Below are 15148 nucleotides of genomic sequence, written 5' to 3' on the forward strand. Positions count from 1 at the left end.
AAGTTTTAGTATGAAAAAAATAGCATTACACTGGAAGATTATAATAGGAATGATTTTAGGTGTCATTCTCGGATTTATTATGAATTCCATTTCAGGAGGAAAAGATTTTGTAACCGATTGGATTGCGCCTTTTGGAACTATTTTTATCAACTTATTAAAACTTATAGCTGTTCCGTTAATACTTGCATCATTAATTAAAGGTGTATCAGATTTAAAAGATATCTCTAAGATTAAATCTATGGGATTACGCACAATTGCTATTTATCTGTGTACAACCGTAGTAGCCATTGTTATTGGTTTGTCTATTGTAAATGTGGTAAAACCAGGAGCAGGAATGTCTGCCGATACACTCGAAAAAATTAAACTCAAATACGAAAATGACGCAGGTGTCACTGATAAACTAACAAAAGCTTCAGCACAACAAGATGCTGGTCCTTTACAAGCGCTTGTAGATATATTTCCGAGTAATATTTTTACAGCTTTAGGTGAAGCAAAAATGCTTCAGGTAATTTTCTTTGCGTTGTTTGTAGGTATTTGTTTACTACTTATACCTGAAAAGAAAGCCAAACCTTTGGTTCGGTTTTTTGACTCACTCAACGAAGTAGTCATGAAAATGGTAGATTTAATTATGCTTTTTGCTCCTTATGCTGTTTTAGCTTTAATGGCAAATGTAATTGTTGCGTTTGATGATACCGAAATTTTGCTTAAACTTCTCAACTATGCATTATGTGTAATTGTTGGGTTAGTTATCATGATTGTCTTCTATTTGATATTAGTAAAACTTTACACTAAAAAATCACCTATCTGGTTTTTAAACAAGATGTCACCAGCACAACTTTTAGCTTTTTCAACAAGTAGTAGTGCTGCAACGCTTCCAGTTACTATGGAACGTGTTGAAGAGCATATTGGAGTAGATAAAGAGGTGTCAGGTTTTGTATTGCCTGTTGGTGCAACTGTAAATATGGATGGAACTAGTTTGTATCAAGGTATTGCTGCAGTTTTTATCATGCAAGTTGTATGGCCTGAAGGATTAACTATAACCAATCAATTAGTAATCATTGCTACTGCAATACTTGCATCTGTAGGTAGTGCAGCTGTACCAAGTGCAGGTATGGTAATGCTAGTAATTGTATTGGAATCTGTTGGTTTCCCTGCAGAATTATTACCTATTGGTTTAGCGCTTATTTTTGCTGTTGATAGACCTTTAGATATGTGTAGAACAGTTGTAAACGTAACAGGAGACGCTACTGTTTCAATGATGGTTGCTAAGTCATTAGGTAAATTACACAAGCCTAAGCCTAAAAATTGGGACGACCATTACGAACATGTTAAATAAAATAGCTACTTTTAAAATAGTCTAACTTACCAAAATCAAAACTATGAATGTTTGCTTTTTAATGTATCCATGGGAAAATATTGATCCAGAAAACGATACAAGCTTAGCTTTAATAAAAGAATGTGCAAAACGTGGTCATGGTGTTGCCTTGTGTTCGCCTGCAAATTTAACTATTAGAAATAGTGTTACTAACGCTTTTTGTACAGTTGTAGGTAGAATGGATAAAGTGCCATCATCGTTAAAAGCATTTTACAAAAAAGCCGAATTAAGAGAGGAAATGCTTCCACTTGCAGGTTTTGATGCTATCTTTTTTAGAGCGAATCCACCTTTAGATCCAATAATGCTTAACTTCTTGGATTCAGTTAAAGATGATGTGTTTATCATTAACTCTTTAGAAGGTATGCGCGAAGCAAATAACAAGTTATACACCGCAGCATTTGGTGATGCGCATAGCAACATTATTCCTAATACACACGTATCAAAAAACAAAAGGTATTTAATTAAGCAAATCAAGGAATCAAAAGCCGATAAAATGATATTAAAACCACTAAATGGATTTGGTGGTTCTGGTGTTATTCTTATTGAAAGATCAGCGATGAGCAATATCAATTCATTGTTAGATTTCTATATTTCAAATTCTGATGGAACTTCAAACTATGTCATTCTTCAAGATTATATAGAAGGTGCAGATCAAGGAGATGTTAGAATTTTAATGCTCAATGGAGAACCTGTTGGAGCCATGAAACGCGTTCCTGGAACCGACGATCATCGCTCTAATGTGTCTGCTGGTGGAAGCGTTCAAAAACACACACTTACTAAAGCTGAAAAAGCCTTATGCAAACAAATTGGACCAAAACTGGTTAAAGACGGTTTGTATTTTGTAGGTATTGATGTTATTGGTGGAAAACTAGTTGAAGTAAATGTGATGTCTCCTGGAGGCATAACTTACATTAATAAAGTATATAAAAACAAAACCAAAGTTGAAGAAAAGGTTATTGACTTCCTTGAGAGCAAAGTGCTTGATAACTTGGAAGCATTTAACCGTCGTTCGCGATTAAGAAAAACTGTAGAAGACGCTTAGTATATGCTACATGTTCCAAAGCCTTTAGTGTCTGTTCATTGGCTAAACCAACATTTAGCGGATGAAAATCTTATTGTTTTGGATGCTACTATTGGAAAAGTTACTGAAGCAAATTCTGATAGTAATGCTTCAACACAAATTGTCTCTGCACGTTTTTTTGACATCAAACAAAAATTTAGCGACACTAATGCGTCGTTTCCTAATACATTTCCTTCTGTAGAGCAATTTACTACGCAATCACAAGCATTAGGAATACATAATGATAGTTGTATTGTAGTGTATGACGACAAAGGTATTTACTCAAGCGCTCGTGTTTGGTGGATGTTTAAAGCTTTTGGTTTTAATAATGTTGCGGTTTTAGATGGTGGACTACCAGAATGGATTAAACATAATTATCCGCTAGAAACAAAAGCTGATTATTCAGGCAAACCAGGAAATTTTACAGCAAGTTACAATACAGGATTTATAAAGTTTTTTGACGATGTAGTTAACGAGGTTGGTGAAGACAATCATATTATCGTTGATGCACGCTCACAAGCTAGATTTAGTGGTGAAGAACCTGAACCTAGAGCTGGTTTAAGAAGTGGTAATATTCCTGGTTCTTTCAACATACCTTATACGTCTTTACTTGAAAACGGTTGTTTTAAAGATGTTGAACAATTACAGGCTATTTTCAAGGCTGTTTTAAGCGAACATAAGCAAACTACTTTTACTTGTGGCTCTGGTATTACAGCTTGTGTTTTGGCTCTTGGAGCAGAATTATCAGGATATAAAAACCTATCAATTTATGATGGTTCTTGGACTGAATGGGGAAGTTTAACCGAAGACGAATAATATGGAACGTTTATCTGTAGAAAAAATCATTGATAATATCAATCTTGAAAAGTGTTTTCATGCTGTAGCCGAAGATTATTCTTTCACCATAAAAATTGATGAATATGTACATTACGCTTGTGGAGCTGTACACGATGGACATCAGTTTAGAAAAGAACTTTGGGACAATTGTTTACATACCGAATATGAACGATGGTATGAAGAAGATCCTGAAACTAAAAATATGATTGCTTCACATCCAATTGTTATTACTGGTTGCGACTCTAGATTTGAATATGATTTGAATAGAACTCCAGAAGACGCTGTTTTTGAAACTGCTTGGGGAAAACAACTTTGGAACACACCACTTCCTGAAGCTATGAAAACCAAAAGCCTGAAAAAGCATGCTGCTTTTTACAAAGTAGTACATGCGCTTATCAATAAGCTCGAAGAAAAATTTGGTGTTTGTGTTGTGTACGACATGCACAGTTACAACTGGCAACGTTGGGATAGGGAAGTCCCTACTTGGAATTTGGGTACAAGTAATGTGGATAATAATCGTTTTGGACCATCTATTGAAGCTTGGAGACAAAGTCTTTCAGAAATTAAATTCCCTAAGAATATCCCATCTACATCTAAAATCAACGACACGTTTCAAGGCAATGGATATTTCTTAAAATATATTACCAATAACTTTAAAAATACCTTAGTTTTGGCAACCGAAATAGCTAAAGTGTATTGTGATGAGTATGACCAAATTATTTATCCTGAAGTTGTTTCGACAGTAGCACAAGAGCTTAAAACCAGATTACCAAAACATGCTGCTGAGTTTTATAATACTTATTCTAAATGATGCTTGACTATACCTTAATTGAAGAATACCAAAGCCTTTTTGATATTGATGCAAACCTAAACCGCTTGGTTAAAAAAATAGAGTTGCTCAATTATATTAATCCGTTGAATATTGAAAGTGAAAAAAAACAGTTTTTTGCTTCTAAATACAAGTATGAACCTAACTTTAAGTACCCAAAATTAAAGTTTAACGGTTACAAGCTACATCGTTTATTTTACTCACAGCGTTTAGAGCGTATTGAAGATGATGATATTCGTCAATTATATGAAGATATAATTTATGAATATTCTGGTTTGATTGAATGTATTGAAACCATTAACCAAGGTAGAAAATTCTATTTCAACAGCTTAAAAAGTTTTGGAACACCAACTGAAAAGGATATTGACAACGCTAAATTTATTCTGCGTTTTGATGATACCGACTTTGAAGAAGACATGCTTCCTATGTACGATGCTAATGAAGCAAAAGCGTATTTTGAAGACTTTGCAAAGCGTTATGATTTTAAATACAACTTAAAGCTGTCAACTAACATTTCAGCAGCAGCAATGGTGATTAACAATACACAAACGTTAGTGTTGCGTAAAAACCATAAGTTCAGCAAAAATCAATTAAAAGTATTGGCAAACCACGAAATTGGAGTACACATGGTAACCACTTTTAATGGGTTAAACCAACCTTTAAAAGTGTTTTCTAACGGATTGCCAAACAATGTTGAAACCCAAGAAGGTTTAGCAGTGTTTTCTGAATACAAATCAGGATGTTTAACCTTGACACGACTCAAAGAATTAGCATACAGGATTATTGCTGTAGATAGCTTAATAAAAGGCTATTCGTTTGCTGATACGTTCGATTTACTTTATAGTCAGTATAAACTCAACAAAAACAAAGCCTTTTCAATAACCTTGCGAGTGCATAGAGGAGGAGGTTTTACCAAAGACCATTTATATTTAACAGGTTTAGAAAAAGTATATAAATACGCTAAAGCTGGTAAAGACTTGGATGTATTATTAACAGGAAAAGTGTCTTTAGAATATATTGATACCATAAAAAAACTTCAAGAATTAGGTTTAGCCAATACGTCAAAACACTTTACTGATGCTTATCTTAACGATGATGTTGCTAATAAAAACCTAGATTTTATTTTAAAAAGTTTAAAGTAAAGCCTCAAAACAAAAACATCTATTAGTTTTCCTAACACTTGTGTAAGGTTAGACATGCCTTACAAAAGAATTTGAGCAGTTCCCAACTAACTGAAGTTAGGCTCAAACTGATGTCGCTTCGTTTTGAGGCTTATTTTTTTTGTCACATATTAATGCGTTTATATTTAGGATATTTTAATATATATCCAAAATTCAGCTTTTTAGATTCGTTTGAAGACAGTTTAAGCTTCCATTCCATAATTCCTTTGTCCTTATCATAATTTGAAGTGCCTGTTTCAATATCATCTACTTTAATGTCTTTGTTTTGACTTATTGGAATTCTATCAAGTACAACAATATCAATTGAAGTAGGTTTGTTATTCTTTAATTCAATATCATAATTTTTAGTGATAATCTTGTTACTGCCTATAAAAGCGTTCTTTTTAAAGTCTTTATTTTGAGAACGTTTTATTGCAACATTAGGATCAACTCCCAAAGATACTGTAAGACTGTCAGTTGTAGCGTAAGGGTTAATGTTGGTTGTTCCTGAATAGCTACCTTCAAAATACACATTGGCTTCAGCAGGTAAAAGATTATACTGTTCCCAATTGCCAATTTTTGCAGTTAAAAATACGTTTTCGTTTATCACAGGAGCAGCAAAATAAGAATATGTTGCATCAATTGAATACGTGTCAATCTCAATAACTGTTATATCTCCATTTGAAGTAATGCTATAATTTTTTTGAATTTCAAATCGTGTATTTGTAATACCTTCATCAATAAAATCACCATTACTAGTTGTTCTTTTTGTGGTAACTAGTATAACACCATTTACAGCTCTAGAACCGTAAATACCTGTAGCACTTGCATCTTTTAAAACACTAATGTTTGAAATACTATTTTGGTCTAGTTGATTAAAGTCTTTTGCGTCCATTGGAACTCCATCGACAATATATAGAGGATCTTTATCTTTTTTAACCGAATTATTACCTCGTATCCTTGTACTTGCATAACCAGTAATAACAACTTCCTGAAGCTGTTCATGGTCTTCTTGCATTGAAACATTAATCGTGCTTGAATGTATTGGTAAGACTTCGCTCTGCATACCTACATATGAATATTCAATAGTATTGCTTTCTCCTGTAACTCTCAACGTGTAGTTTCCGTCAAAATCAGTTTGGGTACCATTTGTAGTACCTTGTTCAATAACATTAACTCCTGGAAGTGGTAAACCATCTGAAGAAGAAGTTATGGTACCTGAAATAGTCTTTACCATTGGGTTGTACTTGTAATTATAACTTTTTGTGGCACGTTGATTTTGATAATTACTATAAGGACTTATAAAATTTAAAAATTTAGTGTTTACATCTGGTTTTAAATTGTTTGTTGTTGGGTCGCTAGTAGAAAGTGTAAGTTTTACATCATCCCAATCAATACCAGTTGTTTGGTATACATGAGCCTTATATTGTAGGTTAATTGGCGCATCAATCTTCTCAGCTTTTAAGTCGTAAATAGGAAACCATCCTGCGTTTGTTACATTGTATTTGATTATCAAATTTAGTTTTTCTGTTACTGCTGAGTTAAGCTTTAAACTAATTTCACCTGTTTGTACTTTATCATCTACATTAAGCTCTTGTAATTGCTTTTGAATTAATAAAATTGACGCATTGTATTCTTTTTTTTGTTTTTCAGATTTATAAACAAGCGCATTAATCTCTGTAATACGAGTTCTGTAGTAATTAGCAAAAGCCTTAACTTTTTCCAAACTTACTGTTTCAGTATCACTACTTAATTTTCGGTTATTTTGAATTATAAAAAGTTCTTCGTTATACCCAGAAATCAATTGGTCTTCTATTTGAATTTTATCATACAATACATCTTTTTGGGTTTGTAATGAATCTATTGTTTTGGTATAATTTTTTTTGGTTAAATAATTGATGCCATAATTAATAGAAAGTACAGAGGCTTGCTTTAGTCCAGAAACTTGAATGCTACTCTCTTGAATATTAGGAGAGAGATTATCCAAAACAAATTCGGTTGTACCAACAGGAACACTAACAGTAGTTGTTCGTGTTATTTGTGCTCCATTTAAGTACACTGTGACTTCTTTAATAGTGGAAGACGTATTTTTCTTGTTAGCATAGCCAAGAGTTGAAACTATAAAGAATAATAGTAGAATGTTTTTCATAATTGTAGATGATTTAGTTTTGTTAAGTAAAACTATTACCACACTACAAAAATTAAAACCTCTATTGAGTTTAAGGCTTCTTTCTTTGGGTATAATCCTATTTTGAGTTAGTTAACAAACACATAATTAAAGTTATGCAGTTCATAGACATTATTTACAATTATGCCTTTTTGAACAAATTTTTTAGGCTTTATATCGATATTTTTGTGCTCCCTAACGCGTAACATATACATTTACAACATTAAAATAATGTGCTATAAATCAAACTTTTATAATTGATTCCCTTTAATTATTAAAGTAATTTTTAGAGTTAAATTAGTTTTTAATTAGTTGTTAATTGTTAGAAAAAGCCCACTTGATTAAGTGGGCTTTTTTTTATTTTAAAAATTTAGATTGTAACTCTGGAGTAGGTATCATGCAAGCTTCTTGTTTACCATACCATTTGTAACGGTTTTTGGCAATAAAATCGTAAACCCAATTACGAATAAACGCAGGAACGATTAAAAACACAGCCATCAAGTTTCTAGGAAAACCCAATTGAGATGCTATTTTTAAAGCAGCAGTAGATTTGTAATACAGTCCTTTTTCGTGTGAAAACAATAAAATAGAATCTATTTTAGAGGTATCTATATTAAAATCCTTTATGATTTCTTGTCCTGTATTGTTTTGCAATGCAGTAAACATAAACGAATTATGTTTATCATGTTTAATAACATATTGAACGGAACTATTGCAAAGGTTGCAAACACCATCAAAAAGAATTAATTGTTTATGTTTTGGTAAGTTGTATTTCACAATACAAAAGTACAATATCTTACAGTAGCGAATTTAAAAAATTGTATCGAGAACTTCTTTAAACGCGAAATCCTTATTCTCGATACATACCAACACTAAGTGTTGGCATACTCGAATTGACAGTATTTTACTATTTCTTAGCTTCAACCAACTCCAGTAAGTCTAGACTTACATTGGTAGTAAACATACCATAGTTAACGGTTGCTTTCCCTTTTTCAATAGTATCAATACTACCAATAGCACGACCATCTTCCATACGAACTCTATCACCAACTTTTAAAATAGGTTTTGGTTTTTCAACTACAACTTCCTTTTTCTTAGCTGCTTTTTTCTTTTGTCGTATAACATTTACTTTCTTTTCAACTTCCTTTTTAACTTGCTGTTCTTTGTTCTTTTCAGCACGTTTTTGCTTTGCTGAAATCTTCTTGCGCTTAGAATTTTCTATCTGTACAAGCTTAAAAAGTTCGTCCATAAGTTGACGTTTGCGCTTGTTTTCAAAATAACCTTCGGCAAGTTCGTTTACCTTTTGTCCTAAATAAATCAAGCGTTGGTTACTATCATATAACTCTTGATAGTTCTCTAGTTTCTTTTGAACTCTAGCATTGATTTCTTCTAGCTTATCAGCTTCATTTTGCTTTTTCTGTTCATTCTCTTTTAATGAACGCTCTGTCTTTTCAAGTTTACTACGCTCTTTTTGAAGCTTAGCAATAGTTCGGTCAAAACGAACTTTACCACGTTCAATTTTCTTTTTTGCTCTGTTGATTAAACTATACGGAATTCCATTTTTTTGCGCTACTTCAAACGTAAAACTACTTCCTGCTTGACCTAAAACCAGTTTAAACATCGGTTCCAAGGTTTTTTCATCAAACAGCATATTGGCATTTTGCATAAACGGTAATTCGTTTGCCAAAATTTTTAGGTTAGAGTAGTGCGTTGTAATAATTCCGTAGGCTTCTCTATGGTAAAACTCTTCCAAAAAGGTTTCAGCCAAAGCGCCACCAAGTTCAGGATCACTTCCAGTACCAAACTCATCAATTAAAAATAAGGTGTTTTTATTGCACTTTCTTAAAAAGTAATTCATTTGTTTTAAGCGATAGCTGTAGGTACTCAAATGGTTTTCAATAGATTGATTGTCACCAATATCAGTAAGAATTCTATCAAACAAACACACATCACTTTTTTCATGAACAGGAATAAGCATACCACTTTGCAGCATAACCTGAAGCAGTCCTATGGTTTTTAAAGTGATACTTTTTCCACCAGCATTTGGTCCTGAAATAACAATAATCCTGTTTTCAGGTTGAAGTTCTATAGATTGCGGAAAAGTCTTTAAACCTTCCTTTTTATTAGATAAATAGAGTAGTGGATGGTACGCGTTTTTAGCTATATAGGTTTTGTTGGTATTGATATTTGGCAACAACGCATTGGTACTTTGTGCATATTTTGCTTTTGCAGCAACCACATCTATTTTGGTTAAAAAGGTTTGGTGTTGCTCCAAAAGCTGGATGTAAGGTCGTGTAGCTTCGGTAAGTGCTTTTAGTATTTTTTCAACTTCTTCTTGTTCTTCAAACTCAAGGTTGTTGAGCTCTCTGGTGTGTTGAAACGTCGCTTCAGGTTGCATATAAATAATGCTTCCTGTTTTGCTGTTACCAAGAATACTACCTTTTACTTTGCGTCGGTACATAGCTTTAACAGCAAGCACACGCTTGTTTTCAATAACGGTTTCCCTAATATCATCTAGATAATCCAAAGCACTGTAACTGTTAAGCGCACTAGTAAAACTTTGGTTTATTTTTCCTCTTACATTGTTTATAGATTGCCTAATGGTATAGAGCTCTTGTGATGCTTTATCTTTTACATCACCAAATCGATCAACAATTACATTAATTTGATTGATTAGCTCCTTAGTAACTTCAATGTGTGATGCATGAGCAGATAAAGTAGGGTAATACTCTTCAAACTTCTTTAAAAACGTGATAATCTCATTACAAACGGTTGAAATGGATACAATTTTTTTAAAGCTAAGAGTTTCCAAAACCGAACCTTCAATGTTTAAGAATTGTAATTCTCTAGTGATAGGTTCAAATCCATGATTAGGAATTCTGTTTTCGTTTTCAAAAGACGCCAGATATTCATTGGTCATGTGTAGCTCTTGCATTAATGTGTTACGATTGCTAACAGGAGTAATCGCAAGACATTGGGTTTTACCCAAGTTGGTAATGCAATACTCTGAAACCTGTTGCAGCACAACATGAAACTCTAAATCTTGTAATGTCTTTTTATGAATATTAACCATACTATTTCCTGCAACAGCAAGAAGCTTATTTATATGTAGTGAAACCTAATTTTTTAAAAGGAGCACAAACTTACATAATACAATTGAACTATGGAATTTTTTGGAGTTGCGCTTAACGGTCTCGGCTATGAGTAGTTGCGTGGTTTAGTACTTAACTTTGCAAGTACACACCAAGCTGAAAATTCCTGCGGAATTTTCAGGATAAACCTGTAATAGCAATTGTTTATAGCCATTGTTACAAACAGTTATTATAAGTTATATTCAAGTCCAAAGTTAAAAACAAAGGATTTAATATTATCTCTTTTTATTAATCCAGTAAATGCCCTAATATTAAGAGATAAGGATTCCGACACATCATATCCAGTTCCTAAACAAACACCAAAATCAAAATTGTCATTACCTTCTCTAATAAAACTATTGTCATTTCCATCTAATAGAAATTGGGATGAAGTAATATTTCTATCAACGATGATTCCGAATTGAGGTCCACTTTCCATATAAAAATTCTCTGAAAAATACAGTTTTATAGGCAAAGGAATTGAGATGGTTAATTCGTAAATTTCATATTCAAAGTCGAATGTACTTGTGTTTGGAAGTGGATTTCCATTAATATCTGTCAAAGGGTTATCCTTTGCTTTAATGTTGCTTCCTTGTAAAGCAAATAAAAGTTCTGGTTGAAATTTTAATTTACTCGTTATTTCTGTTTTGTATAATCCGCCAACATAAAATCCAAGTTGATAGCTAAATTCTGATGAATTTTGATTTGGTGTATATTTTCCATAGTTCACACCACCTTTAACTCCAAAATTTCCATTTCTATCTTGACTAAACATTGTCGAAAATGAAAAAATAAAAATGAGTAAGATAACTTGTTTGTTCATTTAATAGTTTTTGCTCTAATTGTTTGTAACTTTATAAGATATTGTTTTAATTATCTATATCTACCGTTAAGCGAAGTTAAAGTTTTCAATTTTAGTAATCAAGGTATTACATGCGTTTATAAAACTATTTAATGCACAAATTGTTAGTAACTAATAGTTGTGTTTTTAAAAGTAAGTGAAATCAAGCAATTACTTATAGCCATTGTTAACACCAGTATTTTTTTTCGTTTTCATTCGATAGACTAAATATAAAAATATAACCAGAATTATCGTAAACTTAAAAATCAGTCCCAATAAGTTCTCTCCGTTTATAAAGTAGTCCGATGATGTCGTCAATAAAGTTAAGGTCTGTGAATAAATCACAATTCCGATACAGACCAATGAAAATATTAATTGATTTTTAAAATTCGCTCCAATAACTATGGCAAAGCAAACCAGAAATAGAGTCAGAAAACTGTTTAAATATCGAGTGTTTTTTGTCCAATTAGATTTTCTTAATTGCTTTGTCAATAGCGTATTCTTTCTTATTTCGTTTTTTAATTGAAATAAATCTCTGCGATTAAATTCTGTTGTCAACTCGTTTTTTGAGATTCCGTATTCGTTAATTTCCGTTTTAGAAAAATCATTTTGAATTATACTATCAGGAATTTTTTTAAATAAGTCAGAGATAATTTTCTTTTGAGAATTGTTTTCAGTTTCTAAAGAGTCAGAATATTGGTTTATAAGTCCAATACTCATCATATCAACATTTGTTTTTTTGTATTCGGTAGCTTTTTCAATTCTTTCTTGTGACGTAAATGGTTCTTTTCTTGCGTTTTCATATCTATCCAAGAATGATGTCATTCGTAGCTTTGGCACCACACTATTGGATAGTAAGAATATTAGTCCGCCAAAGATTAGTGATGCGATAAGTCCGAATTGGAAAAATTTTGAGACAGGAACTTTATCTTTTATTAATTCCGCTGTAACCAAGATTAAGCCAATGAAAACACCAAAATTAATTACTGCTGGTATTTGACTAAAACTAAAAAGTATTCCATTCGTTAGGTCAAATCCAAATTCGCTAAAATATAAGCTGATGGTCTCAACAACTAAAAACAAGTAGTAAACTAAACCACTTATTATAAAATACGATATAAATTTTCGCAGGATTTTTTTCAAATTGGTGCTAACTTTATAAGATATGGGTTGTTTTAATAATCTATATCTACCGATAAGCGAAGTTAAAGTTTTCAATGTTAGTAATCAAGGTATTACACACGTTTGTAAAATAACTGTTAGTGACTAATAGTTGTTTTTTTAATAGAGTAGTAGAATAGCTTTATTTTTAATTAGACTCCAGTTCAATACTATGTGTGGCAAATCCGCTTCCAGTATTATTTTCAGCCATTCCTTTTATTACACCATTTCCTGAAAAGTCAGTATTAAATTTAATTATAGCAATCGATTTGGCAATTAAGCCATTAGTTGAATTTTCAATGTTCAAAATTTCCATATTACCAGATTCTATAGTCCATATAAATTCGGTGTCAATAGGGTTGTCGTTTTTTGAGTAAAAAGTTGTTACAAATTTTATGATTTCATTAGGTAGAGCAAAATCAGTTCCATCTACACATATTGATGCTAATGTGTTTGTTTCTATTGTTATTTCACAATCGGTTACATCTTTTAAGTTTCCAATTGTAGGTTCGGTATCATCATCATTTGAACAAGATGTTGCAATTACGACAAGAACAAGTAATACTGAATAGATAGTTTGTTTATTCATAATATTTTATTTTTTAATTAATGTGTTTTCTTAATAGTCTCTATAAACCTTAAAAGGTTGCTTCAAAATATCTTAAATTCTTTCGGTTTGGCTTCTAAACGTAGTTATATTTCCTGTAAATAAATTTAGTAGAGTAGTAGGATAGCTTTATTTTTGTGGTACACGCAATACATTATGGACGTTAATATACACCCAAGCTGGAAACCTTATTTACAAGAAGAATTTAGCCAACCGTATTTTACAGAGTTGGCTAGTTTTGTAAAAGATGCTTACGCTACAAGTACGTGTTATCCTCCTGCTAAGCAAATATTTTCTGCATTTGAGCATTGTACTTTTAACGAAGTGAAAGTAGTTATAATAGGTCAAGACCCTTATCATGGTCCAGGACAAGCTAACGGATTGTGTTTTTCGGTTAACGATGGTATTCCGCATCCACCATCATTAATTAATATTTTTAAAGAAATTGAAACTGATGTCAATACGCCTTATCCTAAAAGTGGTAATCTTGAACGTTGGGCAAAACAAGGTGTGCTGCTTTTAAATGCGACTTTAACAGTTAAAGCACATACAGCAGGAAGTCATCAAAAAAAAGGTTGGGAAACGTTTACTGATGCTGTAATACAAAGCATAAGTAAAGAAAAAGAGAATGTGGTTTTTTTACTTTGGGGAGGATTTGCTAAAAAGAAAGCGTCGCTAATTGATAAGACCAAGCATCATATACTTACATCAGGACATCCTTCGCCATTAAGCGCAAATAGAGGGTATTGGTTTGGTAACAAACACTTTAGTAAAACTAACTCCCTGTTGGAGCAAGTTGGGTTTGTTCCAATTGTTTGGTAACCACTTTTGGCTCTCTAAAGTCTCTAACAACTTTTCTTTTGGATTGTGCTTTTTTAGTCGTTTTGTTGCAGCTAAAGAATAGCAATAAGAAGTTAACAGCAACTAGAAAAAATAGCAATAAAGTAATTTTCATAATCATAGAATCAACGGTTTAGTCAAGCATTTAACTTGGTTTGGGTATGGGCAAATGTAAGTAAAATTTTAATATATAGAAAGTTACGTACAAAAAATGCCAAAAAATAACACTTAAGTAATATAAGTTTAACCTTTAACTATATAACAAGTTTAGTAGCGATTTCCCTACTACAATTTGTAAACTATTTCTGGATATTGAAGTTTTTTATCGATAATATTCAATTCAAACAGCTTGTTTTGAACATTAGTTATTGTTGATTTGTCTATGTTTTCTTGAGACCATTCAGTTAAATTTAACCATTCTTGTACGTCTTCAAGTTTTTGGTCGTATCTGTTAGAAATGGTTTTATCAATACTAGGAATGCTCTTAAAATCAGAAGTTGTGTTGTTTATAATGTCCAAGATGGTATTTAACTCCTCTAGATTATTCTCAATAAATTCATCTCTTACTGCTATAACAAAACAAGGCCAAGGTGTTGGGCAATTATCTACACGTCTAAACACACCTTTATCAACTATGGGTTTAGTGGTAAATTTTTCCCACATAAAGTAATCTGCTTTACCGTCTACCAAACCTTCAACAGCACCATCAAGATTTTTAACAACCTCAAAATTTAGATCTTCTTCTAAATTCCAATCGTTGTTTTGTGCGTTAATATAAGCCATTAAGTGCGACCCAGAACCATATCTGCTAATTGCTGCTTTTGTGCCTTTTAAATCGTTTATAGATGTGTATTTAGAATCATTTGCTACGTGGATTCCCCAAATTAAAGGCGATTGCACAAACACTTGAACTATTTTACTTGGATTGCCTTCAACAATATCTTTAACAATACCTTCAGTTAAAATAACTGCCATGTCAATATCACCATTACGAAGTGCTTTACACATTGAACCTGTTCCACCATAATAGTCTTTCCAACGTAGGTTAATCCCTTCGTCTTTGTATTCACCATTTTTTAAAGTTAAATACCAAGCAAGGTTAAAATGCTCTGGTACACCTCCAATTTTTACGTTCTTCAT

13 protein-coding genes are annotated in these 15148 nt (G+C 32.3%); 6 read left to right on the forward strand and 7 right to left on the reverse strand.

Translation table 11 applies throughout. The features are described 5' to 3' along the window. The first annotated feature begins 10 nt into the window (after positions 1-10). The 5 genes from ABD011_RS09870 to ABD011_RS09890 are packed head-to-tail and all read left to right on the forward strand — an operon-like array spanning position 11 to position 5243. Positions 11-1336, forward strand: coding sequence for a dicarboxylate/amino acid:cation symporter (locus ABD011_RS09870; RefSeq protein ID WP_131506638.1), 1326 nt, complete (start codon positions 11-13; stop codon positions 1334-1336). Between the two features lie 43 nt (positions 1337-1379). Continuing rightward, positions 1380-2417, forward strand: coding sequence for a glutathione synthase (gene gshB, locus ABD011_RS09875; protein ID WP_129760030.1), 1038 nt, complete (start codon positions 1380-1382; stop codon positions 2415-2417). A gap of 3 nt (positions 2418-2420) precedes the next feature. Then, positions 2421-3251 carry a sulfurtransferase gene (locus ABD011_RS09880; RefSeq protein WP_343797895.1) on the forward strand — a complete coding sequence of 277 codons (831 nt, stop codon included), beginning with the start codon at positions 2421-2423 and terminating at the stop codon, positions 3249-3251. Between the two features lies 1 nt (position 3252). After that, positions 3253-4083 carry an N-formylglutamate amidohydrolase gene (locus ABD011_RS09885; protein WP_343797897.1) on the forward strand — a complete coding sequence of 277 codons (831 nt, stop codon included), beginning with the start codon at positions 3253-3255 and terminating at the stop codon, positions 4081-4083. Further along, a complete protein-coding gene (locus ABD011_RS09890; RefSeq protein WP_343797899.1) occupies positions 4083-5243 on the forward strand; it encodes a peptidase MATCAP family protein in 1161 nt (386 codons plus the stop codon). Before ABD011_RS09885 ends, ABD011_RS09890 begins: the two co-directional genes overlap by 1 nt. 142 nt (positions 5244-5385) lie before the next feature. Here the strand turns inward: ABD011_RS09890 and ABD011_RS09895 are convergent, their stop codons facing one another. The 6 genes from ABD011_RS09895 to ABD011_RS09920 form a co-directional block, all read right to left on the reverse strand. Beyond that, a complete protein-coding gene (locus ABD011_RS09895) occupies positions 5386-7410 on the reverse strand; it encodes a DUF4139 domain-containing protein (protein ID WP_343797901.1) in 2025 nt (674 codons plus the stop codon). Positions 7411-7785: 375 nt separating this feature from the next. Next, positions 7786-8205 carry a thiol-disulfide oxidoreductase DCC family protein gene (locus ABD011_RS09900; RefSeq protein WP_343797903.1) on the reverse strand — a complete coding sequence of 140 codons (420 nt, stop codon included), beginning with the start codon at positions 8203-8205 and terminating at the stop codon, positions 7786-7788. A gap of 130 nt (positions 8206-8335) precedes the next feature. Then, positions 8336-10501 (reverse strand): endonuclease MutS2, encoded by a 2166-nt coding sequence (locus ABD011_RS09905; RefSeq protein ID WP_343797905.1) that lies wholly within the window; start codon positions 10499-10501, stop codon positions 8336-8338. A gap of 248 nt (positions 10502-10749) precedes the next feature. Next, positions 10750-11382, reverse strand: coding sequence for a porin family protein (locus ABD011_RS09910; protein WP_343797907.1), 633 nt, complete (start codon positions 11380-11382; stop codon positions 10750-10752). Between the two features lie 189 nt (positions 11383-11571). Then, complete coding sequence (locus ABD011_RS09915; protein WP_343797909.1) at positions 11572-12618, reverse strand: hypothetical protein; 1047 nt, start codon at positions 12616-12618, stop codon at positions 11572-11574. A 91-nt stretch (positions 12619-12709) separates the two neighbouring features. Further along, a complete protein-coding gene (locus ABD011_RS09920; protein WP_343797911.1) occupies positions 12710-13150 on the reverse strand; it encodes a hypothetical protein in 441 nt (146 codons plus the stop codon). A 174-nt stretch (positions 13151-13324) separates the two neighbouring features. Here ABD011_RS09920 and ABD011_RS09925 point away from each other — a divergent pair, with 174 nt between their 5' ends. Beyond that, the gene (locus ABD011_RS09925; protein WP_343797913.1) at positions 13325-13990 is read left to right on the forward strand and encodes a uracil-DNA glycosylase; all 666 of its coding nucleotides are present in this window, start codon (positions 13325-13327) and stop codon (positions 13988-13990) included. 303 nt (positions 13991-14293) lie between these two features. On the opposite strand, the gene ABD011_RS09930 is transcribed toward ABD011_RS09925, so the two are convergent. After that, positions 14294-15148 (reverse strand): substrate-binding domain-containing protein, encoded by an 855-nt coding sequence (locus ABD011_RS09930; RefSeq protein ID WP_129760042.1) that lies wholly within the window; start codon positions 15146-15148, stop codon positions 14294-14296.

Origin of the sequence: Gaetbulibacter jejuensis, from assembly GCF_039524015.1 — a bacterium.
Taxonomy (GTDB): Bacteria; Bacteroidota; Bacteroidia; order Flavobacteriales; family Flavobacteriaceae; genus Gaetbulibacter_B; species Gaetbulibacter_B jejuensis.